The organism is Vibrio sp. 03_296, from assembly GCF_002265885.1.
Window position 1 is genome coordinate 1 of record NZ_NPKW01000130.1, and the last position, 21,987, is coordinate 21,987.

Genomic DNA, 21,987 nt, shown 5'->3' on the forward strand with positions numbered 1-21,987 from the left:
TTCAATAGTTGGTGGCACTAATAAGGCAACGATTAGCGAAGGTATGATCATCATACCAAAAACTAGAACTTCCTCACCAAACAATCTCTTAGGCGTACAAACCCAAGAAAATAGATATATCTTCTGTAGAGACTCCTTTTTCTTTTAATAAGCAATCTCTTGCTTTATCGCCTGCTCATCTAATGAGTAAAAACTCATCTCATCTCATCCATATCCATATCCATATCCATATCCATATCCATATCCATATCCATAAAAACTTAAAACCCCACTTAGAAATGTAAATATATCTTTTAATTTAAATATTCAAGTTTAAGTTCTTTAAAGCTATTGGCTTCTTTTATATCAATCACGTCAAACCTTCTTTTAAGATAATAAACACTTATAAAGATCAGATTTATCTATATGTATACCCGGAGGTGATGTCATCTCCCATGCTCCGATCTCCTGCATTTCCAACTCAAACCTAGGGTTTAATGCAACCTGCTGGCGACTATGTTGATACCGAACACGAAAGCTACTCGGAATAATATACTCCTCGTATTCTGTCCTTTTTCTATGATTAGACATGGCTCTCGCGTGAAGTAACCCCGCACCCGCACCAGCTAATGCAAGTGGCCCCAAAAATATAACCGCAATAACACTGACAAAAGCCGCAAATTTACCTCCAGCGCGAGAGAACTTGTAAAAGTTTTCATGTACATTCTCTTCTATGGTATATCGAATGCCTACTTTAGTGAGTTCATAGCAGTATGTTTTAGGTTGAAAAATGGTAAACCTATAATAAAGCCCAAATAAAAAGAAAATTACAAAAAAAATAAATGCATAAATAAAATTGTCATCTTCTTCCATTGGAATAATAAACAATAATGGAGGTACAAAAATCATCAATAAAACATGCAACTCCTCAACAAACAATCTTTTGGGCGTACAAACCCAAGAAAACAATACATCTGCTGTAGGAAGATTTTCTTTTTTATAAGAAATCTCTTGCTTTATCGCCTGCTCATCTAATGAGTAAAAGTCCGACATTATTTACGTCCTATAATTTGGTATGCTTCACCAATCACTTCTCGTCCATCATTGAAAGAAACTGAACACTGCCCTTCTCCTTTCCCTGAGACTAGATAACATATATCACTCTCATCACTAGCATAAGTAACATTTACTCGTATACCAGTACGGCTTTCCATCGCCATCTCATAGAAATATTGGCCTTCTTCCTGTTCCCACTTTCCGCTTGTTGGATTAATGGTCGCCTGATTTAATATGGTCAGAACAAAGCCTTGCTCTGAGTCTGGAACGTAAAATCGGCATACATAGCGACACAATGAGCGATTAACAGACATTTTGGTGCTTGACGCATGATAATAACCTTCACTACTTGGCATTGTTTTTTCCATCCCATAAGGGTAAACACCAGTTTGTTCTTTGATTTCTACTTTTGGCTTAAAAGCTATTTTTTCGTACTCCAATAGCTCTTTCTCTTTACTCCAGTTCGCATTATTATTTCCCCATGTAGATTCCGATAGCCATTTTTCAATCTCATTTTTCTTACTAAGTTCATAAAGGATGGAAACCAAAACAATCGCCCCTCCAGCCCATCCTCCAACACTAGCCATCCAAGGCGAAAGCAAAGCTCCAACTGATTTTTTAGAGACAAAAGCCCGAACATAAAGCCTCAAATAAACTACGAATTGTGTCCCATAGAAAAACACTAAAACTGATAGAAGTGACCGTTCATACAAACTGTTTGACTTAATATATAAACGATGAATTTTTAGAACTTCCCAAAATGATACCATCACACCAAAAACCGAACTAACAGCAATGGAAGATATATATACCCTTGTAATACTAAGAGATTGAAAATTAATATTTTTATATAAAAAACCCTACTTACCTTCATACCTTTAAAATCACTAATTGAACGAGTCAAATACTCACCAGTAAGATTCTTAATTAAGTCACCCGTAGCAGAAATTAACCACATCAGCCCAATCCCAACATCTTGAAGTGCTTTGCTATGTGCATCAGAACCTTTAGCAGCATCACCTAACGTTTCACTAAGCATATTTAAGTTAATACTATTGAGCAGTACCGTTAATGCCGCATTACCACCAACGGAGCTATAAGCAGTACTCGCTTGCGTAAACTTCCCTCCCACCATCTGCATATAACGCGCGCGTAAGGCCTTGCGACTTTGGCGGAAATTTTCGTCGGCACGAATAGAGATCAAGTCCGGATGTTCCACCAATTTTTCAAGTAACGATATTCTCAGTTTTTTATACAGGTTGTATTTTCGGACCGGCCATATTGTGTGCTTGCCGAGTTTGTAATATTCATCAGAGAGTTCTTTAACCAACTGCTTAAACTCTTTCCGAAATCGCTGCGTTCCATTGATATAGTCATCATTAAATCTCGGTACTTCCTGTTTTATCCGATGCCACCAAATGGCCCTTTTTATTTCAAAAATCAGAGGAGGACTCGATATACGATCAGGATAGATATAGAGCAACAAATGGTTCAAATAGTCACTCAGCGCTCCTTTCAAAGTTTTGCCCAATATATCGAGTACTGCGCGAGCTTCTTCGGTTAGTTCTCGTAGCCATATCGCATCACGTCCTGTACCGTATTGCATCAGATCTTTTAATTTATCAAATGCCCCAACGATATTGGTATAGTGGGGAACTAGATTTATTGATTCGGTATTATCCAGCTCTCGCGTTACCGCAAAGCGAAGGGATTCACTGCCGCCATAGGGGGCAAAGGAGAGAATATTTCGTCCCGCTAAAAACTCATTTAACTTTTTAAGTTCTCGTTCACGGTTTTGCACCGCTAGTTGCATGGTGGTAAAGATTTCATGGGTGAGGACAATGTAGTGATTCATACCCTCTTGTGTGTAGATATCTATGCCATAACGCATAGGGTCGACGACGTCAGCCCCCTGTAAACCTGAGTATAACTCACGCATATAGAGGTCGATCTTCGTCTCTGCCTCTCCCAACTTGGATTCCATCTCGTTACTGAATCGATCCAGTTTTTTCCAATTGACTTCATCGACGTACTTTCGTCTTTCAAACCAGAGCTTATGATCAAGTTCATCTGGCACATAGTCCCAGCGTTCTCGTAATATTCTTAACCCTTTGGAACCGTGTGTAGAGTGCTCCTTAGTATTTAGGCTCACATAACTTTGTTTTTGTTGCTTTGCGACTAATTCAGTAACATCCGCCTCGCGCTCCTTAAAATAGGCATGTAAATCAGCTTCAAAATAAGGATAGGTTGATTTATTGATGTTTGAACTCCACTTCGATTCAGGCACTTGCACTCGCGCCAAACTTCGCGCGATACGTGCCATCTCAAGCTTATGAAATTCGTCTTCATCTTTCGTTATTGAAAGGTTGTCCATAACTGGCAGATTTAGTGGAATGGTGAGATCAAGCACATCAGAAAGTACATCATCCAATGCTACGACTAACTTCACCTCGCCTTGAGCGTTTCGTAGCCAGTCTCCGGCTGCAAAGGTTTTTTTGGTAGTCACCAACTTGCTCATTATGGCTTCAGCGGTCGGATTACTCTCGGCCTCATCTCCTGAATCTACTTTAGCCGGCTCTCGCAATGAAACTGAGCTCATTATAAAATCGTGTGGACACGTATCCATATCCGAAACATGTTCGAGCGTCGATTCATCACCAACATGCCACTGTTCTCCTTCGATACAAACCACTCGACGCATCCATCGATGTCTTAAACTCGAATCTTGTTTGAGTGAGGGTATCAACAATACGCTTTGTCCATTGTATTAATGAAAAAGCGATATGCAGGGTTGTGCCTTCGAGATAGATGTTTGCATCGCCAGTAAGTGATGCGCCTTCTACTTTATACTCCGTTATCTCTTGAGTGAGATCGTCATAAATATAAAGCCATCCATCGCGCAACTGACGTAGCACGTAGGGTGTCGATATTGACAGAGGCCCGCGGCCTAGTACCGATTCAGGCGTCTGCCTTTCCATATCAATAGCATAACGAATAGGAACAATGGAAAATGTTTTCTGCTCATGATTCTGATCTGTCGACTGACCAGGATATACGGTATTGCTATCTACAGCCGATGATGTCGAGGAACCGTTCGCTGACGTATGTGACGCCGATGAGGGTAAATCTTGAGGCTCGCTTGAGAGAGGGTTACTTTGCTTTGTTGGGGGTGCTACCTGTTTATCTTCATTGCTTTGCAGGCGAGAGTCGCTACTTGCAACTGCAGAGTCTTGTGGGTCGGGATAGCACCCAGCATCACCAATAAACACATTAGAGCTACCGCCAATGATGACACCGCCGTGATTGGTACTGTCAAACATTCGAGCTGCAGGCTTGCCATTAATGAATACGGAAGATGAGCCTTGTTTTATGCTATCAGGAGGCCCCACACAAACCATGGAATCTCCCTTTCTTGCTGCAGGCACTCCGTTAATCATGACATTACTTGAACCAGTTGTGATCGGCCCTCCCACGTGAGGAATCTTCCCAGTCTTTTTGGGACAAAGATGATTATGACCTATCGTGGCTACAGGTTTTGACATGATCTTGTATCTCGTTGATGGCATTACAGAATTGCCGAAATTTTGCACACAACATATTGGTGTGTAAAACATCAACAAAGAGATTCTGAGCGTTTTGCAGTGTGAGGTTTCCGCTCTGCGAGTCAGTTGGTAAATTGGCAGAACGCTAATGTCAGAAGAAACAATATAAAAGTAGAGAGACAAAAACGGTAAAAAGAGAAAAAAGCGAAGGAGGCGATGGTGATTTTCAGATACAAAAAAAGGGGCATATAGCCCCTTTTTCAACAAACTGTACTATGCAGCCACTAATTAGCGACGTAGGCCTAGACGTTTGATTAGGTCTTGGTAGCGAGCTAGATCTTTACCTTTTAGGTAGTCTAGAAGCTTACGACGACGAGAAACCATGCGTAGAAGACCACGACGGCTGTGGTGATCGCCTTTGTGCGCTTGGAAGTGACCTTGTAGGTGGTTGATAGAAGCAGTTAGTAGTGCTACTTGTACTTCTGGTGAACCAGTGTCGCCTTCGCCACGTGCGTAATCAGCAACGATTGCTGCTTTAGTTTCTGCATTCAGAGACATCATTCTCTCCTAATAAGAGTAGGTTAATATTTGTGCCAGCCAATCTCTGATTCAGCCGACACGAGGAGCGCGAATTATAGGGAATATTCTTCCTTTGAGCAATACAAAAATACCGGCTTGTTAGCCGGTATTTTTACTTGAGCCTTTTATCGTTACTCTTCGTCGCGAAAAACCACCAAACGTTTTGGTGCAATTTTCCCATCGCGATTCATTTCACCGACACCGATAAAGCGTCTTTCTTCACCCATGGTCAATCTGAGTTGGCCTTCTGTTGGCGCACCCAAGACTTGAACAGCTTGGCCATGCATCACCATATCGGCTAGATCCGCGATCAGATTCACTTCTGGCAAATCTTCAACTGCGGTATCCATCGGCATCAGCAATGGATCCAGCACCTCACGTGGTGCAACGCCATCACGATTAGCGTTATCGACCAATTCATTAAGCTGCTCTAACGTTACCATGTTTTCATAAGGATACTTTGCAACACCAGTACGACGTAGCATGGTTACGTGGGCACCACAGCCAAGCATTTCACCTAGATCGTCGACGATAGTGCGAATGTAAGTACCTTTTGAGCAATGCACTTCCATTTCCACTTCATCACCTTCAAAGCGATGAAGAATGATCTCATAGACGGTTATCTTGCGAGACTCTCGTGGCACTTCGATGCCTTTACGAGCATATTCATATAAAGGCTTGCCTTGATATTTCAATGCTGAGAACATCGATGGTACTTGATCGGATTCCCCGCGGAATTTCTCAATACACGCTTCTAGGGTCTCTAGCGTCACGTTAACAGGGCGAGTTTCCACTACGTCACCGTCAGAATCTGAGGTGTCGGTGCGCTCACCTAGCTTTGCGATCACTCGATAGCGTTTGTCTGAATCGAGCAAAAACTGAGAAAACTTTGTCGCTTCACCAAGGCAAATTGGCAACATCCCCGTAGCCAGTGGGTCAAGCGCGCCTGTATGACCCGCTTTTTCTGCAAAGTAGAGGCGTTTTACTTTCTGCAAAGCATCGTTAGATGACATTCCTGTAGGTTTATCTAATAAGATAACACCATCAATCGGACGACCTTTACGACGACGAGCCATTACTCTTCGTCCTCACGACCTGCGTCTTTTTGCTTGATTTTGTCTTTGTTGACCACTTCGGTGACAAGGTTTGACATGCGCATACCTTCAACCAAAGTGTTGTCGTAATAGAAGCGAACTTCAGGCGTCAAACGAAGACGGATGCGTTTACCTAGCATCATACGAATATGTACTTCATGCTCACGTAGAGCAGCTAGACAAGATTCTGGTGTTTGTTCGCCAACACATAGGAAGGTAACAAAGACTTTCGCATAAGCGAGGTCACGTGACACTTCCACATCGGAAATCGTCACCATACCCAAACGAGAATCACGAACTTCACGTTGAAGGATCATCGCAAGTTCTTTTTGCAGCTGCTGTGAAACACGCTGCGTGCGGCTAAAATCTTTTGACATATCTTTTCTCTTATATAGAAAGAATGGGGGGTGGATATCCCAACCCCCCATGGCGTATTCAACAACCTACAATTGCCAGTTATCGGCAATTTTAGTCAATTAATCGATCGTACGCTTGATCTCAATTGTTTCGAATACTTCGATTTGGTCACCAACGCGAACATCATTGTAGTTCTTAACGCCGATACCACACTCGTAGCCATTCTTAACTTCTGCAACGTCGTCTTTAAAGCGACGTAGTGACTCAAGCTCACCTTCGTAGATTACAACGTTATCACGAAGTACACGGATAGGTGCGTTACGCTTGATCAGACCTTCAGTAACCATACAGCCTGCGATTGCGCCCAGCTTAGGTGACTTAAACACGTCACGAACTTCAGCAAGACCAATGATCTCTTGTTTGAATTCAGGCGCAAGCATACCGCTCATCGCTTGTTTCACTTCGTCGATCAATTGGTAAATGATTGAGTAGTAACGTAGGTCAATGCTTGCTGCTTCGATTGCACGACGTGCAGATGCGTCAGCACGTACGTTAAAGCCTAGGATGATCGCGTTAGACGCTTCAGCCAGAACCGCATCAGTCTCAGTGATACCACCAACACCAGAGCCCACAATGTTCACTTTCACTTCTTCAGTTGAAAGTTTTGTTAGTGAGTCTGCGATAGCTTCAACAGAGCCTTGTACGTCAGCTTTCAGTACGATGTTAAGTTCTGCAACATCACCAGCCGCCATGTTAGAGAACATGTTCTCTAGTTTAGACTTCTGCTGACGAGCCAGTTTCACTTCGCGGAACTTACCTGCACGGTAGTTAGCAACTTCACGTGCTTTACGCTCATCACGAACAACTGTCGCTTCATCACCCGCAGCTGGAACGCCAGAAAGACCTAGGATCTCTACAGGGATTGATGGGCCAGCTTCGTTAACTTCGTTACCGATTTCATCACGCATCGCACGTACACGGCCATATTCTTGACCACAAAGAACGATATCGCCTTTACGTAGCGTACCAGATTGAACAAGTACAGTTGCAACCGGACCACGACCTTTATCAAGACGAGACTCAACAACCACACCAGAAGCCATACCGTCTTTCACTGCTGTTAGTTCTAGAACTTCAGCTTGAAGAAGGATTGTCTCAAGTAGTTGATCAATGTTAGTACCTTGTTTCGCAGAGATGTGAACAAACATGTTCTCACCGCCCCACTCTTCAGGCATTACGTTGTACTGAGATAGCTCGTTCTTAACGTTGTCTGGGTTCGCTTCTTCTTTATCGATCTTGTTCACTGCAACAATCAGTGGAACACCAGCCGCTTTCGCGTGCTGAATTGCTTCCACAGTTTGTGGCATTACGCCATCATCTGCTGCAACAACAAGAACAACGATATCCGTCGCTTGAGCACCACGAGCACGCATTGCGGTAAACGCCGCGTGTCCAGGAGTATCCAGGAAGGTGATCATGCCGTTCTCAGTTTCAACGTGGTATGCACCGATGTGCTGCGTAATACCGCCCGCTTCACCAGAGGCAACGTGAGTACGACGAATGTAGTCAAGCGTTGACGTTTTACCGTGGTCTACGTGGCCCATGATGGTTACAACAGGAGCACGAGGTACCGCTTCAAACATGTTGTCACGATCAGAAAGTACCGCTTCTTCAAGCTCGTTTTCTTTGCGTAGAACAACTTTGTGACCCATTTCCTCAGCAACAAGCTGTGCTGTTTCTTGGTCGATAACTTGGTTGATGGTTGCCATAGCGCCCATCTTCATCATGATCTTGATAACTTCGGTCGCTTTAACCGACATTTTGTTCGCAAGTTCAGAAACAACGATCGTCTCACCAATCACAACGTCTGATTTCGCAACAACTGCGCTCTTATCAAAACCGTGTTGCATTGACTTAGGCTTAGAAAGTTTGCCTTTACGGCCACCCTTTCCACCACGTTGTACACGTGGACCGCCACGTTCATCATTTTCGCTCGCTTTAGCAGAAGATTTGGTCTTCTTCTTACGGCGACGAGCTTCTTCTTCTTTACGATCTGCTTCATCTTCGGCTTCACGTGCATATTGTGAAGTCGTTACATGGTAATCTGTATCTTCCATATCACCCTTATTCTCTTCTGCAGCAGACCAACGCTCTTTATTCTTTTCAGCCATCTCGCGAGCTTCTTCAAGCTTGCGCTGACTTTCCTCTTCAGCCTTACGCTTAGCTTCTTCTTCCTGACGACGTTTTAGCTCTTCGGCCTCTTTTCGCGCTGCTTCTTGCTTAACTTTTTCTTCAGCGTCACGTTTTGCTTTACCTTCAGCATCACGTTTCGCTTTCTCTTCTGCATCACGATCAACCGACTTCTCAGCTTCACGTTTTGCGGCTTCTGCAGCTTCACGTTTCGCTTTTTCTTCAGCTTCACGTTTCGCTGCTTCTTCAGCTTCACGTTTCGCCGCTTCTTCGGCTGCACGTTTTGCTGCTTCTTCAGCTTCACGTTGCGCCGCTTCTTCAGCTTCGCGTTTTGCTTCGTCTTCGATTGCACTACGTTTTACGTAGGTACGCTTTTTGCGCACTTCAATCTGAACATCTTTACTCTTACCACCGCCAGCATTAACACTTAGCGTGCTGCGTGTTTTACGCTGTAGAGTCAAACGAGTTGGCTCGGTGTCACCACTAGTGTCGCCGTGCTCTTTTTTCAGATGCGTCAGCAGTTTTTGCTTCTCTTCATCTGAAACTTGATCTGAACTCGATTTTTTCATGCCAGCATCAGCAAGTTGTTCCAATAAGCGGTCAACTGGCGTACCAATTTCTTCACTCAGTGCTTTAACTGTAAGTTGTGTCATGCCGCTTCCTCCCCTTGCTGAATATTATGCTTCTTCTCCGAACCAACAGATATTACGTGCTGCCATGATCAACTGACCTGCACGCTCTTCTGTTAGACCGTCGATACCTTCTAAATCATCGATGCCCTGGTCTGCTAGATCTTCCAGTGATGCAACACCTTTTGCAGCCAATTTGAATGCCATTTCACGCTCAAGACCTTCTAGATTTAGTAGATCTTCTGCTGGCTCTACACCCTCGAATGACTCTTCACGAGCTAATGCGATCGTGGTTAGTGCATCTTTCGCACGGCTACGTAGCTCTTCGATTAGATCTTCATCCAGACCTTCAACTTCTAATAGCTCGTTTACTGGTACGTATGCGACTTCTTCTAGTGTCGAGAAACCTTCTTCAACAAGCAGTTGAGCGAAGTCTTCTTCGATATCTAGATATTTCATGAAGTTTTCGATTGACGCTTGAGACTCTTCTGCGTGTTTCTTCTGCAGATCTTCAACCGTCATTACGTTCAGTTCCCAACCCGTTAGTTGAGACGCTAGACGTACGTTCTGACCGTTACGGCCGATAGCTTGTGCCAAGTTACCCGCTTCAACAGCAATATCCATTGAGTGGGCATCTTCATCAACAATGATGGATGCAACATCCGCTGGCGCCATCGCGTTGATAACGAACTGAGCTGGGTTATCGTCCCAAAGCACAATGTCAATACGCTCGCCACCAAGCTCACCAGAAACCGCTTGAACACGCGCACCACGCATGCCGACACACGCACCAACAGGATCAATACGTCTGTCATTTGTTTTCACTGCGATTTTGGCACGAGAACCAGGATCGCGTGCAGCGCCTTTAAGCTCAATGATTTCTTCTGCGATTTCAGGAACTTCAACGCGGAATAGTTCAGCAAGCATTTCAGGTTTAGAACGCGTGATGAACAATTGGAAGCCACGTGCTTCTGGTGCAACTTTATATAGAAGACCACGTACACGGTCACCCGGACGGAAGTTTTCACGAGGTAGTTGGTCATCGCGCAGAATTACCGCTTCCGCGTTGTTGCCTAGATCAAGAACCACAGTTTCACGGTTTACTTTTTTCACAACACCAGTAACTAGGTCACCTTCGTTATCAATAAACTGCTCAACGATTTGTGCACGCTCTGCTTCGCGAACTTTTTGTACAATAACCTGTTTTGCTGTTTGAGTAGTGATACGGTCAAACGTTACTGACTCGATCTCTTCTTCAATGAAATCACCAAGCTGAACAGATTCATCGTCGTAGTTAGCAGCTTCGAACGAAATTTCTTTCGTTGGGTTTTCTACTTCATCAACCACCAACCAACGACGGAATGTGACGAATTCGCCTGTTTTACGGTCGATAGCAACACGTACATCGATTTCGATTTCGTATTTTTTCTTAGTCGAAGTCGCTAAAGCAATCTCCAAAGCTTCAAAGATACGCTCACGAGGTACCGCTTTCTCGTTCGATACCGCTTCTGCTACCGCTAAAATTTCTTTACTCATTTAATTAGCCTCTAATCTGAAAACTTGTTCAGGAACTAAAATTTAGGGATAAGGTTAGCTTTGGAAATGTTGCTCAAAGCGAATTCTTCTTGCTGACCATCAACCGTCAGTGTAATGGCCTCACCATCAACAGAATGGATTTCACCTTTCCATTTGCGACGGTTGGCTACAGCCATTTTCAATACAACGTTGACTTCTTGACCGATAAACTGCTCATAATGTGCAGGTTTAAAAAGTGGTCTGTCCAAACCTGGTGAAGAAACTTCTAGGCTATACGCCACTGAAATTGGGTCTTCAACATCAAGCACAGCACTCACTTGATGACTTACTTCCGCACAGTCTTCAACGGTAATGCCATTTTCATGGTCGATGTAAATACGCAACGTCGAGTGTTCACCCGCACGAATAAATTCTAATCCAACTAACTCATAACCGGATGCAACGACTGCCGATTCAAGCATCTCTGTCAGTTGTCTTTCTAAACCAGTCATTCAAACCACTCCAGAAATAAAAAAAGGGCTCAGAGCCCAATATAAAAACCAAGCACTATCTGTACAAAACTCGCACCGGCGAGAAGTACAGATAACAAAAACCCCGATTAGTCGGGGTTTTTTGTTGCTGGACCCTGATACGTTAAACAACCGATGTTGCTTAACTTGTAGTGTGGTTAGCACTACCAAACTTGCATCCAATCGAAAATTGGTTGCGGGGGCCGGATTTGAACCGACGACCTTCGGGTTATGAGCCCGACGAGCTACCAAGCTGCTCCACCCCGCGTCCGACTAGCTGAGCATTATACGCTCAACACAGTTATTTACAAGTTTGTAAAATCAATGGTGCCGAGAGAGGGACTCGAACCCTCACACCATAGGCGCTAGCACCTCATGCTAGTGTGTCTACCAATTTCACCATCTCGGCAATTTTAAAGCTTTCGCTTATTGAGGAATCTCATCTGACTTAGCAGGAGCTTCACTCACGTTATCTTGAACTTGTTCAACAACTTGACCTTGTGTCGGATCAACCCATTGAGACTCTGCTTTATGAGTCGACATGCGACCAAGCGTTAAGCTCACGATAAAAAATACTGTTGCTAAAATAGCAGTTGTTCGGGTAAGAAAATTACCTGAGCCGCTGGCACCAAAAACAGTGTTTGATGCGCCCGCACCGAACGAGGCTCCCATATCTGCGCCTTTACCTTGCTGAATCAACACAAGGCCAATTACACCAAGCGCTGCCAACAGGTAAATCACAAGTAGAACGCTAAACATTTTTCCACCTATGTTCCAAATTGTTGAGCCAGCGCTATTCTCTGACTTGCATTAAGCAAGCAAGAACAAGGCTAGCATCCTCCTAACTGAAGGCCGAGCAATACTAACGAAAGGAGTCATTCATGACAAGCGAAAAATACAAAAAAAAGAGCACAACGCACTGAACGGTTAAAAAAGGGGCAAAATATCAATTTTAATCGAAAAAAAGAGCTACTTTCAAAGTAGCTCCTTTCACATTCGAGAAGATAAGCTTGTGATAATTTAGCAGTTGTCTTTCACTGCTTGTGCAATTTTAAGTGCACTATTTTGTACAAGTTCACCATCTTCGCCTTCTACCATCACACGAATTAATGGCTCGGTACCTGATTTACGTAGAAGAACTCGGCCTTTACTGCCCAAATCGGCTTCAACGTCTTCCACGGCTTTTTTAACGGCTTCGGCTTCTAGTGGATTGCCTTGTCCAGCAAAGCGCACGTTTTCGAGCACTTGCGGGTAAAGTGTCATGCCTTTTGAAAGCTCATTTAGTGATAGCTCACTGCCCACAACAGATGCCAACACCTGCAATGCGGCAACAATGGCATCGCCAGTAGTTACTTTATCCAGCAGAATTACGTGTCCAGAGTTTTCAGCGCCGATCTTCCAACCTTTCTCCAACAGTTTTTCCATTACATAGCGATCGCCAACCGCAGCGCGTACAAATGGAATACCCAGTTGCTTGAGGCCATTTTCCATACCAAGGTTAGTCATAAGGGTGCCCACTACGCCCCCTTTAAGTTCACCACGACGCAATGCATCTCGCGCAATAATATAGGCAATTTGGTCGCCGTCGACTTTATTACCTAAGTGATCGACCATGATAATTCGGTCACCATCACCGTCAAACGCCAATCCTAAATCCGCTTGCTCTTCAACAACACGTTGTTGTAGAGCACGTACATCGGTTGCGCCTACTTCATGGTTAATATTGGTACCGTTTGGTGTTACGCCCATAGCAATAACATCGGCACCCAGCTCAGTAAACACATTTGGCGCAATGTGATACGTTGCACCATTCGCACAATCTACAACGATTTTAAGTTTTGCTAGGCTCAACTCTGAAGGAAACGTACTTTTACAAAATTCAATATAACGACCAGCTGCGTCGTTGAGACGTGTCGCTTTACCTAATTCTGCAGACTCTACGCATTCGATTTCTTTATCCAACTCAGCTTCAATAGCTAACTCAATATCATCGGGTAATTTTGTCCCTTCAGAAGAGAAAAATTTGATGCCATTGTCATAGTATGGATTGTGAGAAGCCGAGATCACAATACCAGCTTCAGCGCGGAATGTTTGTGTCAAGTACGCCACAGCAGGTGTTGGCATCGGCCCAGTAAAAGTCGCCTTTAAACCCGCAGCTGCAAGCCCCGCCTCTAAAGCAGACTCAAGCATATAGCCTGAAATACGCGTATCTTTGCCGATAATAACTTTTTTCGTTCCTTGCTTCGCCAATACACGACCTGCAGCCCAGCCAAGTTTTAGTACAAAGTCGGGAGTAATAGGATACTGGCCTACTTTCCCACGAACACCATCTGTACCAAAATAACGTCTTTTATCCGACATGTTTATTCCTTCTTATATTCTTTTTAACTCAGATATTTTTATGCATCATTTGAATAACTCGCATCGCTTCAACGGTTTCTTCGACATCATGAACACGAATGATCTGAGCGCCTTTCATAGCAGCAATCGTCGCACATGTTACACTAGCCACCATGCACTCTGCAGGCTTTTTGTTCAGTAATTTAAAAACCATCGATTTGCGAGACATGCCCGCCAAAATCGGCAAGCCCAATTGATGAAACGCTTCTAAGTGCGCTAACAGATGATAATTGTGTTCGATGGTTTTGCCAAAACCAAATCCAGGGTCAAGAATAAGCAGCTCTTTAGCAATACCGGCTTCTTCACAGGCTGCAACACGCTCTTCCAAAAATTCGCCGACCTCTTTTAACACATCTTGATAGCTTGGGTTATGCTGCATGCTTCGAGGCTGACCTTGCATGTGCATCAGACAAATCGGCACTTGGGCTTTCGCGGCAACAGCCAAGGCCCCTGGTTCCTGCAATGCGCGAACATCATTAATGAGATCCGCACCGGCTTCAATAGCTTGCTTCATCACTTCCGCTTTGCTGGTGTCAATAGAGATCCAAACATCATGCTTTTGCCGAATGGCTTGAATTGCCGGAATAACGCGCTTCAACTCTTCTTCCAATGAGACTTCTGGCGCACCTGGACGTGTTGATTCACCACCGATATCAATGATACTCACACCAGCAGCAATCATTCGCTCTGCTTGGACCAACGCCGCATCAAGCGCATTAAATTGGCCTCCATCGGAAAATGAGTCAGGTGTGACATTAAGAATTCCCATCACAACAGGGAATGAAAGATCTAAAGATTTTTTTGAGAACGTAGAATCATAGTAGAAATACAAAAACCCCGAGTTGCCTCGGGGTTTCCTTATTAATTAAAACCTATTCTGCATCTTTTTTGTCAGTAGGCTGCTGAACTTCATCTGGTTGAGACTGAGCAGTCACTTCCGGCTCTGCGGTTTTCTCTTCAGCTTTTGCTTCTGATTTTTCCGTTTTCTCCGTCGCCGCTTGATCACCCCAACCCGCAGGTTCACGAATGGTCTCTTTGCGAGCCATCAGATCATCAATTTGACCAGCATCGATGGTTTCGTATTTCATTAACGCATCTTTCATTGCGTGCATGATATCCATGTTATCGATTAGGATTTGTCTTGCACGCTCATAGTTGCGGTCAATCAACTTACGAACTTCATCATCAATCAGTTTTGCGGTGTCGTCTGACATATGTTTAGTTTGTGTCACACTACGACCTAAGAAAACTTCACCTTCTTCCTCTGCATAAAGCATTGGACCAAGTTTTTCCGAGAAGCCCCACTGTGTCACCATCTTGCGAGCAATATCAGTTGCACGTTCGATATCGTTTGAAGCCCCTGTTGATACACGATCTACGCCGTAAATCAGCTCTTCAGCTAAACGACCGCCATATAGGCTTGAAATCATAGACTCTAAGTGCTGACGAGACATACTGACTCGGTCTTGCTCTGGCAAGTACATGGTAACACCAAGTGCACGCCCGCGAGGAATAATCGACACTTTGTAAACAGGATCATGCTCAGGCACGAGGCGACCAACAATCGCATGGCCCGCTTCATGGTACGCCGTTGACTCTTTGATTTCTTCAGACATCACCATAGAGCGACGTTCTGCACCCATCATGATTTTGTCTTTTGCCAGTTCAAATTCAACCATAGAGACATTGCGTTTATTGCCACGCGCAGCAAATAGTGCTGCTTCGTTAACTAGGTTGGCCAAATCAGCACCCGAAAACCCTGGTGTACCACGCGCAATAAGAGAAGGCTCAACGTCACCCGCTAGCGGTACTTTACGCATATGCACTTTTAGGATCTGTTCACGACCACGTACGTCGGGCAGACCGACCACAACTTGACGGTCAAAACGCCCAGGACGCAGCAGTGCAGGGTCCAAAACATCTGGACGGTTGGTTGCCGCAATAACGATAATGCCTTCGTTACCTTCGAAACCATCCATTTCTACTAGCATTTGGTTTAGTGTTTGTTCACGTTCATCGTGACCACCACCAACACCGGCACCACGTTGGCGACCTACGGCGTCAATTTCATCAATGAAAATGATACATGGTGAGGCTTTTTTTGCCTGTTCGAACATATCACGAACACGCGATGCACCAACACCAACAAACATTTCAACGAAGTCAGAACCGGAAATAGTGAAAAATGGGACTTTCGCCTCACCAGCAATGGCTTTTGCCAATAAGGTTTTACCCGTACCTGGAGGGCCCACCATCAAAACACCAGTTGGAATCTTACCACCCAGCTTCTGGAAACGGCTTGGGTCACGTAGATAATCCACTAGCTCTTTAACGTCTTCTTTGGCTTCGTCACAACCTGCGACATCACCAAACGTCGTTTTGATCTGCTCTTCACTCATCATGCGAGCTTTGCTCTTACCAAATGACATGGCACCTTTGCCACCGCCACCTTGCATTTGACGCATGAAGAAAATCCATACACCAATGAGTAGAATCATTGGGAACCAGGAAATAAAGATAGTACCGAGCAAGCTTTGCTCTTCTGGAGGCGTACCTTGTACTTTAACGTTTTGGTTGATCAGGTCGTCCAGCAATTTCTGATCGTATACCGGCATGTAAGTTACAAACTTACCGCCGCCGCCACGTCTAACGAAGGTAATTTCACCGTCTTTAAACGTTGCTTCTTGAATCTGGCCTTGACCAACTTCCTGTACGAATGTGGTGTAATCCACTGCTCTGCCGTTACTTTCTCCAGGGCCAAAGCTCTGAAATACCGACATTAACACGACAGCGATAACCAGCCACAGAATTAAATTTTTTGCCATGTCACTCAAGGTGTCAGCCTCTCGATAACTAATTGTAATTAAAGGTAGGGTACTACAGTTTGTAACCTGTATCTATAGTGTTAACTTTTACCTGTGAGGGCAAATAGTTAACCTTTGTAACCAGTGGCTACAACAAAGACTTCTCGTGAGCGAGCTCGCGATGAATCTGGTTTTCTGATTTTTACGACTTTAAACATGTTTCGGACTTCTTTGACGTATTCATCGAAGCCTTCACCCTGGAAAACCTTTACGACAAAGCTACCATTAGGTGCAAGAACTTGTCGACACATATCTAAAGCTAATTCAACTAAATACATTGCTCTTGGCTGATCGACTGAGTTGTTACCGGCAATATTGGGCGCCATATCTGACATCACAACATCCACCATGTCAGGTTGAATACGTTCAAGCAGCGCTTCCAAAACGGCATCCTCACGAAAATCACCTTGAAGGAAGGAAACACCAGCGATCGAATCCATCGGCAAAATATCACAAGCAATCACACGACCACTATCACCAACCACTCCAATGGCATATTGCGACCAACCACCGGGAGCCGCACCCAGATCAACAACCGTCATACCGGGTTTTAGCAACTTGTCTTTTTGTTGAATTTCTTCAAGTTTAAAGATAGCACGAGAACGGTAACCTTTTCGTCTGGCTTCATTCGCATACTTGTCGTCAAAGTGTTCTTTTAACCAGCGGCTAGAGCTCGCTGAATGTTTTTGTTTACTCATTCTAGTCTCAACAAAGCCAGTTGCAGAGTTATCAATTTAATAGGTCGTTCCTATTAATTAATAAATTATAGTCTTCAGCAATAGATGGCGTTAAAATAGGTTTTTTCAACCCTTAGTTTAAATAAAAATGGCGGCGTAATGAACCTAAGCACCAAACAAAAGCAGCACCTAAAAGGCCTGGCTCACAGTTTAAAACCTGTTGTGCTAACGGGCGCAAATGGACTTACTGAAGCCGTGCTAGCCGAAATCGAAATCGCATTGAACTTTCACGAGCTGATCAAAGTAAAGATCGCATCTGAAGATCGTGAAACAAAATTGCTGATTGTTGATGCCATTGTGCGTGAAACTGGCGCAGAGAAAGTGCAAGTAATTGGTAAGACACTTGTACTTTATCGCCAATCTGAAGAGCGCAAGATTGAACTTCCTCGTAAGTAAGTTAAGTGCTTCTTCTAGTCACAAAAGAAAGGTCGCCATTGGCGACCTTTTTGATGTGCGATAGATAGGAAATTATCGGTATTCCACGCTATCAATTTCAAAATCTTTCATACCACCTGGCGTTGAAATCGCTACTTCGTCGCCTTCCATCTTGCCAATGAGGCCACGAGCTATCGGTGAGTTGACAGAGATACGGCCAGATTTAATGTCCGCTTCATCATCACCCACGATTTGGTAGGTTTTTTCTTCTTCTGTATCGCAGTCAATCAAAGTAACCGTTGCACCGAAAATAACTTTGCCGTTATTTTCCATTTTGCTCACATCAATCACTTGAGCGACAGAAAGTTTATATTCGATATCACGAATTTGAGCTTCACAGATGCCCTGTTCTTCACGAGCAGCGTGATATTCTGCGTTTTCTTTCAAATCACCCAATTCACGAGCTTCAGCAATCGCTTCAGTGATCAGTGGACGTCTTTTTAAAAGTCTTTCTAATTCTTTACGCAGCAATTGCTCGCCGCGAGCCGTCATTGGAACTTTTTCCATTTTCAACCTCAATGCCAAAGTCATCTTTGGACAAAAAAAACCTACCTGACCGAATGATCAGGTAGTCACGGAACGGATTAATTTCGCCTAGTGTAAACAAACTTTGAGCCTAAATCACCTTAATTTCATTCTTGCTTGTACCCAAGTTCAAATGCCGAAACCACCTATCAATTTTGACAATTTTCACATCAACATCACCGTGAAAAATGCGAGCAAAATATCGACAAATAGATAAAAAACCATAAAAAATCATCAATGTCAGAGGCATGTAAATCAGCATAAATCCATTTAAAAACAATAAATTAATAAAAATCACTACGCAATCGAACAGTGTTCATAGGTTGAATTTATATAATTTTACTAACCCATCATGGAACTTTGGCTGTACAACATTGGACGTCAACCAATAACTCTGGCCAAGTATTTGAGATGCATCTCATTTATGAATCTAGAATCATAGTGATAATCTGTGAGATATTCGTCTTACAACAAAAAGATTATGGACAGCTAAACTAGGACAACAAAACAATGAAAAAGACATTAATCGCACTTTCTGTATCTGCTGCTGCAGTGGCAACTGGTGTTAACGCTGCTGAACTTTACAACCAAGATGGAACTTCTCTAGACATGGGCGGCCGTGCTGAAGCTCGCCTATCGATGAAAGATGGTAAAGTAGCAGATAACTCTCGTATCCGTCTTAACTTCCTAGGTAAAGTAGAAATCCAAGACGGCCTATACGGTGTTGGTTTCTACGAAGGTGAATTCACTACTGCAGACAACGCTGATGGCAGCGATCTAGACAACCGTTACACTTACGCAGGTCTAGGTGGCAAGTTTGGTGAAGTGACTTACGGTAAAAACGATGGCGCTCTAGGTGTTATCACTGACTTCACCGATATCATGGCTTACCACGGTAACTCTGCGGCAGATAAAATCGCTGTTGCTGACCGCGTAGACAACATGATGTCTTACAAAGGCCAATTCGACGCACTAAGCGTGAAAGCAAGCTACCGTTTTGCTGACCGTGCAGATTCAAGCAAGAATAATGTAGATAACACTTACATCGACAACGGTAAAGATGGCTACTCTCTATCGGCTATCTACGCTATCGGCCAAACTGGTCTAACGCTTGGTGGTGGTTACGCAGATCAAGATAAGAGCAATGAATACATGCTAGCGGCGTCTTACACTATGGGCGACCTGTACTTTGCAGGTGTATTTACTGATGGTGAAAAAGACTACGGCACAAATGGTGACTATTCACACCGTGGTTTCTCTTCTGTAGAAGACTACACTGGTTATGAACTAGCGGCGAAATACACAATGGGTCAAACTGTATTCACCACAACATACAACAATGCTGAAACTGATGGCTACACTTCAACTGATAACTTTGCCGTTGACGCAACCTACTACTTCAAACCTAACTTCCGTGGTTACGTATCATACAACTTCAACCTGCTAGACGCTGGTGATAAGATTGGTACATCAACTATCTCTAAAGCAGATGCAGAAGACGAGCTAGCACTAGGTCTACGTTACGACTTCTAATTTCAGCCTTGACTGAATCGCAAACGCCCGCAACTAGCGGGCGTTTTTTATCCTCGCTATAATCAAGCCATTCTAGATAGATTGGGTTGTCACTATGCGTTTTCTCGCTTCACTTTTCGCATCGAGCTTTTGCTTCTTGCTTGCTGCTTCTCCCACCATTCAGGCAGAAGAATACTCACCACTAAGCAACCTCCCAGATGGCAGTAGAAGCAGTATTTGGGTTGAAGACTTACAAAGCCAAACCTCTTGGCAAACCTTAGCGCAAAATACCCGCTTTTTCCCGCCAGCAAGCACACTCAAACTGGCCACCGCCCTAGCGGCCAAACTGGAACTTGAAGACGACTTTGCCTTCACCACCGAACTGTTAAGCAATGGCCGTGACATCAGCATTCGGTTCTCTGGCGATCCCACGCTTAAAACCGCACATTTAAAACAGCTTTTAGAAGCCTACAAGCAGCAAAATGGCGCGAACATTCGTGGAGACCTTTGGCTCGACAACTCGGTGTTTACAGGCTATGAGCGCGCGGTGGGTTGGCCTTGGGATATTTTGGGTGTTTGCTACAGTGCCCCTTCAAGTGCCATTACATTAGATGAGAACTGCGCTCAAGCCTCTATTTACACATTGGCCGATGGCAATACTCGGGTTTACGTGCCAGAGCAGTACCCGATTCACGTCACAACCAATGCGAAAACCGTCTCTAAAGCAATCCAGCAGAGTAATCATTGCGACTTAGAGCTGTTGACGGGGGATAACAACCAATATCAACTACAAGGCTGTCTGGTTGAGAGAGACAAGCCGTTGCCCCTTAAGTTCGCAATTCAAGACTCAACCCAATATACAAGCCGAACTTTATATACCTTGTTGAGACAGCTCAAAATCGAACTTGGTGGAGAAATTAAAATTGGCGTCATGCCAAATAAAGCCAATGTCATTGCCAGCCACTCTTCAGCGACCTTGCCAGAGTTATTAGACACCATGCTAAAGGACTCTGATAATCTTATTGCCGACAACCTGACTAAAGCGATTGGGGCTCGCTTTTACTTGCAACCCGGTAGCTTTGCCAATGGCACTGAAGCGGTGAAACAGATCCTTTATTCCAAAGCAGGAATCGATCTTTCTCGCGCTCAACTCGCCGACGGTTCAGGCTTGTCACGTAATAATCGAATCAACCCTATGGATATGATGTCGATCTTAAAATACATCTGGCAACACGATAAAGAGCTCGGCTTAGTGGCATTGATGCCCAAATCCGGAGAATCCGGTACCCTCAAGTACCGCCAAAGTATGCGCAGTGATCCAGTTAAAGGGCAGATCGTCGCTAAAAGTGGCTCACTTTATGGCAGCTATAATATGGCAGGATTTGTTTTAGACCAGAATGGACAGCCAAGCGCCGCCTTCATTCAATTTATTACCGATTACTACCCTGATAAAGAAGAGAGTGGCAATGTTGCGCCTATCACACGCTTTGAGCGTGAGTTTTATCGAGATTTAGTTGAGTTTACACAAGTAAAACACAACTAACGAAAAACAGCACAAGTTGCCATTTAAGCTAAACCCCAGCCATACTTGTTGATATTTGGCTGGGGAATATCATCATGAAACATCACCCAATAAAAGACAGAGAAGCTTTTCGCCGTAAAGGTTACAACTGCATTGGCTGGACGTGTGTCATTCTAGGCACGATTGGCATCACAGTGCCACTGTTACCTACTGTGCCCTTTATACTATTGGCACTTTACTGTTTCGGGAAATCCTCCCCTGTTTTTCAACAGTGGCTACTCAACCATCCTAAGCTTGGCCCTTTAGCACAGCGCCTTAACAAGAAACAAGGTTTAACGAGGCGAGAAAAAATTCACTCTTTGCTGTTGATTTGGGTATCTATGCTCAGCGTATTATTTTTTGTGGCTTACGGTACACATTGGCAGTACGCTATTTTGTCGCTTCTCCTCTTTGAAACTTGGTTCATCTTACGTTTCAAAACCTATCAACAAGTAGAAAAAAAGCGCCTTTAAGAAGGCGCT

The 21,987-nt window shown here is 44.1% G+C and carries 19 protein-coding genes, 2 tRNA genes and 2 pseudogenes; 4 read left to right on the top strand and 19 right to left on the bottom strand.

Features of this window, described 5'->3' with window-relative positions:
- The 18 genes and pseudogenes from CIK04_RS33435 to rlmE form a co-directional block, all read right to left on the bottom strand.
- Positions 1 to 198: pseudogene (locus CIK04_RS33435) on the bottom strand (hypothetical protein); the annotation flags it as partial.
- A gap of 95 nt (positions 199 to 293) precedes the next feature.
- Positions 294 to 1,032, bottom strand: a pseudogene (locus tag CIK04_RS16055) (hypothetical protein).
- Positions 1,032 to 1,808, bottom strand: a complete 777-nt coding sequence (locus CIK04_RS33440; protein WP_232708554.1) for a hypothetical protein — start codon at positions 1,806 to 1,808, stop codon at positions 1,032 to 1,034. Before CIK04_RS33440 ends, CIK04_RS16055 begins: the two are co-directional and overlap by 1 nt.
- Positions 1,805 to 3,727 (bottom strand): hypothetical protein, encoded by a 1,923-nt coding sequence (locus tag CIK04_RS33445; RefSeq protein WP_232708552.1) that lies wholly within the window; start codon positions 3,725 to 3,727, stop codon positions 1,805 to 1,807. The genes CIK04_RS33440 and CIK04_RS33445 overlap by 4 nt, the downstream gene beginning before the upstream one ends.
- Positions 3,690 to 4,841, bottom strand: a complete 1,152-nt coding sequence (locus tag CIK04_RS33450) for a PAAR domain-containing protein (protein ID WP_325205725.1) — start codon at positions 4,839 to 4,841, stop codon at positions 3,690 to 3,692. Before CIK04_RS33450 ends, CIK04_RS33445 begins: the two co-directional genes overlap by 38 nt.
- A gap of 24 nt (positions 4,842 to 4,865) precedes the next feature.
- A complete protein-coding gene (rpsO, locus tag CIK04_RS16065; RefSeq protein ID WP_011079620.1) occupies positions 4,866 to 5,135 on the bottom strand; it encodes a 30S ribosomal protein S15 in 270 nt (89 codons plus the stop codon).
- Between the two features lie 152 nt (positions 5,136 to 5,287).
- Positions 5,288 to 6,232 carry a tRNA pseudouridine(55) synthase TruB gene (truB, locus tag CIK04_RS16070; protein WP_017789914.1) on the bottom strand — a complete coding sequence of 315 codons (945 nt, stop codon included), beginning with the start codon at positions 6,230 to 6,232 and terminating at the stop codon, positions 5,288 to 5,290.
- Positions 6,232 to 6,627 (bottom strand): 30S ribosome-binding factor RbfA, encoded by a 396-nt coding sequence (gene rbfA, locus CIK04_RS16075; RefSeq protein WP_011079617.1) that lies wholly within the window; start codon positions 6,625 to 6,627, stop codon positions 6,232 to 6,234. The genes truB and rbfA overlap by 1 nt, the downstream gene beginning before the upstream one ends.
- 99 nt (positions 6,628 to 6,726) lie before the next feature.
- Positions 6,727 to 9,450 carry a translation initiation factor IF-2 gene (infB, locus tag CIK04_RS16080; RefSeq protein ID WP_097352099.1) on the bottom strand — a complete coding sequence of 908 codons (2,724 nt, stop codon included), beginning with the start codon at positions 9,448 to 9,450 and terminating at the stop codon, positions 6,727 to 6,729.
- 24 nt (positions 9,451 to 9,474) lie between these two features.
- Positions 9,475 to 10,962 (bottom strand): transcription termination factor NusA, encoded by a 1,488-nt coding sequence (nusA, locus tag CIK04_RS16085; RefSeq protein WP_017419789.1) that lies wholly within the window; start codon positions 10,960 to 10,962, stop codon positions 9,475 to 9,477.
- 35 nt (positions 10,963 to 10,997) lie between these two features.
- Positions 10,998 to 11,453, bottom strand: coding sequence for a ribosome maturation factor RimP (gene rimP / locus CIK04_RS16090; protein WP_011079614.1), 456 nt, complete (start codon positions 11,451 to 11,453; stop codon positions 10,998 to 11,000).
- A 209-nt stretch (positions 11,454 to 11,662) separates the two neighbouring features.
- Positions 11,663 to 11,739, bottom strand: a tRNA-Met gene (locus CIK04_RS16095).
- A 57-nt stretch (positions 11,740 to 11,796) separates the two neighbouring features.
- Positions 11,797 to 11,880: transfer RNA gene (locus CIK04_RS16100), tRNA-Leu, on the bottom strand.
- Between the two features lie 17 nt (positions 11,881 to 11,897).
- Positions 11,898 to 12,230, bottom strand: coding sequence for a preprotein translocase subunit SecG (gene secG / locus CIK04_RS16105; protein WP_011079613.1), 333 nt, complete (start codon positions 12,228 to 12,230; stop codon positions 11,898 to 11,900).
- A 261-nt stretch (positions 12,231 to 12,491) separates the two neighbouring features.
- Positions 12,492 to 13,832, bottom strand: coding sequence for a phosphoglucosamine mutase (gene glmM / locus CIK04_RS16110; RefSeq protein WP_013571177.1), 1,341 nt, complete (start codon positions 13,830 to 13,832; stop codon positions 12,492 to 12,494).
- Positions 13,833 to 13,860: 28 nt separating this feature from the next.
- Positions 13,861 to 14,640, bottom strand: coding sequence for a dihydropteroate synthase (folP, locus tag CIK04_RS16115; RefSeq protein ID WP_128824632.1), 780 nt, complete (start codon positions 14,638 to 14,640; stop codon positions 13,861 to 13,863).
- A 103-nt stretch (positions 14,641 to 14,743) separates the two neighbouring features.
- The gene (gene ftsH / locus CIK04_RS16120; protein ID WP_039468633.1) at positions 14,744 to 16,696 is read right to left on the bottom strand and encodes an ATP-dependent zinc metalloprotease FtsH; all 1,953 of its coding nucleotides are present in this window, start codon (positions 16,694 to 16,696) and stop codon (positions 14,744 to 14,746) included.
- 107 nt (positions 16,697 to 16,803) lie between these two features.
- Positions 16,804 to 17,433 (bottom strand): 23S rRNA (uridine(2552)-2'-O)-methyltransferase RlmE, encoded by a 630-nt coding sequence (gene rlmE, locus CIK04_RS16125; protein ID WP_011079609.1) that lies wholly within the window; start codon positions 17,431 to 17,433, stop codon positions 16,804 to 16,806.
- Between the two features lie 138 nt (positions 17,434 to 17,571).
- On the opposite strand from rlmE, the gene yhbY reads away from it, so the two are divergent.
- Complete coding sequence (yhbY, locus tag CIK04_RS16130; RefSeq protein WP_017419787.1) at positions 17,572 to 17,868, top strand: ribosome assembly RNA-binding protein YhbY; 297 nt, start codon at positions 17,572 to 17,574, stop codon at positions 17,866 to 17,868.
- Between the two features lie 72 nt (positions 17,869 to 17,940).
- Here the strand turns inward: yhbY and greA are convergent, their stop codons facing one another.
- Positions 17,941 to 18,414: a transcription elongation factor GreA gene (greA, locus tag CIK04_RS16135; protein WP_011079607.1), complete on the bottom strand. Its 474-nt coding sequence runs from the start codon at positions 18,412 to 18,414 to the stop codon at positions 17,941 to 17,943.
- A gap of 528 nt (positions 18,415 to 18,942) precedes the next feature.
- On the opposite strand from greA, the gene CIK04_RS16140 reads away from it, so the two are divergent.
- The 3 genes from CIK04_RS16140 (at position 18,943) to CIK04_RS16150 (ending at position 21,978) form a co-directional block, all read left to right on the top strand.
- A complete protein-coding gene (locus CIK04_RS16140; protein WP_011079605.1) occupies positions 18,943 to 19,965 on the top strand; it encodes a porin in 1,023 nt (340 codons plus the stop codon).
- A gap of 94 nt (positions 19,966 to 20,059) precedes the next feature.
- The gene (gene dacB / locus CIK04_RS16145; RefSeq protein ID WP_038969437.1) at positions 20,060 to 21,487 is read left to right on the top strand and encodes a serine-type D-Ala-D-Ala carboxypeptidase; all 1,428 of its coding nucleotides are present in this window, start codon (positions 20,060 to 20,062) and stop codon (positions 21,485 to 21,487) included.
- A gap of 74 nt (positions 21,488 to 21,561) precedes the next feature.
- Positions 21,562 to 21,978 (top strand): YbaN family protein, encoded by a 417-nt coding sequence (locus tag CIK04_RS16150; protein ID WP_097352098.1) that lies wholly within the window; start codon positions 21,562 to 21,564, stop codon positions 21,976 to 21,978.
- Positions 21,979 to 21,987: the final 9 nt, after the last annotated feature.

What these genes read in the sequence shown, in the direction of transcription:
- rpsO (WP_011079620.1), bottom strand. Translation starts at nt 5,135, where the DNA reads ATGTCTCTGAATGCAGAAACTAAAGCAGCAATCGTTGCTGATTACGCA.
- truB (WP_017789914.1), bottom strand. Translation starts at nt 6,232, where the DNA reads ATGGCTCGTCGTCGTAAAGGTCGTCCGATTGATGGTGTTATCTTATTA.
- rbfA (WP_011079617.1), bottom strand. Translation starts at nt 6,627, where the DNA reads ATGTCAAAAGATTTTAGCCGCACGCAGCGTGTTTCACAGCAGCTGCAA.
- infB (WP_097352099.1), bottom strand. Translation starts at nt 9,450, where the DNA reads ATGACACAACTTACAGTTAAAGCACTGAGTGAAGAAATTGGTACGCCA.
- nusA (WP_017419789.1), bottom strand. Translation starts at nt 10,962, where the DNA reads ATGAGTAAAGAAATTTTAGCGGTAGCAGAAGCGGTATCGAACGAGAAA.
- rimP (WP_011079614.1), bottom strand. Translation starts at nt 11,453, where the DNA reads ATGACTGGTTTAGAAAGACAACTGACAGAGATGCTTGAATCGGCAGTC.
- secG (WP_011079613.1), bottom strand. Translation starts at nt 12,230, where the DNA reads ATGTTTAGCGTTCTACTTGTGATTTACCTGTTGGCAGCGCTTGGTGTA.
- glmM (WP_013571177.1), bottom strand. Translation starts at nt 13,832, where the DNA reads ATGTCGGATAAAAGACGTTATTTTGGTACAGATGGTGTTCGTGGGAAA.
- folP (WP_128824632.1), bottom strand. Translation starts at nt 14,640, where the DNA reads ATGGGAATTCTTAATGTCACACCTGACTCATTTTCCGATGGAGGCCAA.
- ftsH (WP_039468633.1), bottom strand. Translation starts at nt 16,696, where the DNA reads ATGGCAAAAAATTTAATTCTGTGGCTGGTTATCGCTGTCGTGTTAATG.
- rlmE (WP_011079609.1), bottom strand. Translation starts at nt 17,433, where the DNA reads ATGAGTAAACAAAAACATTCAGCGAGCTCTAGCCGCTGGTTAAAAGAA.
- yhbY (WP_017419787.1), top strand. Translation starts at nt 17,572, where the DNA reads ATGAACCTAAGCACCAAACAAAAGCAGCACCTAAAAGGCCTGGCTCAC.
- greA (WP_011079607.1), bottom strand. Translation starts at nt 18,414, where the DNA reads ATGGAAAAAGTTCCAATGACGGCTCGCGGCGAGCAATTGCTGCGTAAA.
- CIK04_RS16140 (WP_011079605.1), top strand. Translation starts at nt 18,943, where the DNA reads ATGAAAAAGACATTAATCGCACTTTCTGTATCTGCTGCTGCAGTGGCA.
- dacB (WP_038969437.1), top strand. Translation starts at nt 20,060, where the DNA reads ATGCGTTTTCTCGCTTCACTTTTCGCATCGAGCTTTTGCTTCTTGCTT.
- CIK04_RS16150 (WP_097352098.1), top strand. Translation starts at nt 21,562, where the DNA reads ATGAAACATCACCCAATAAAAGACAGAGAAGCTTTTCGCCGTAAAGGT.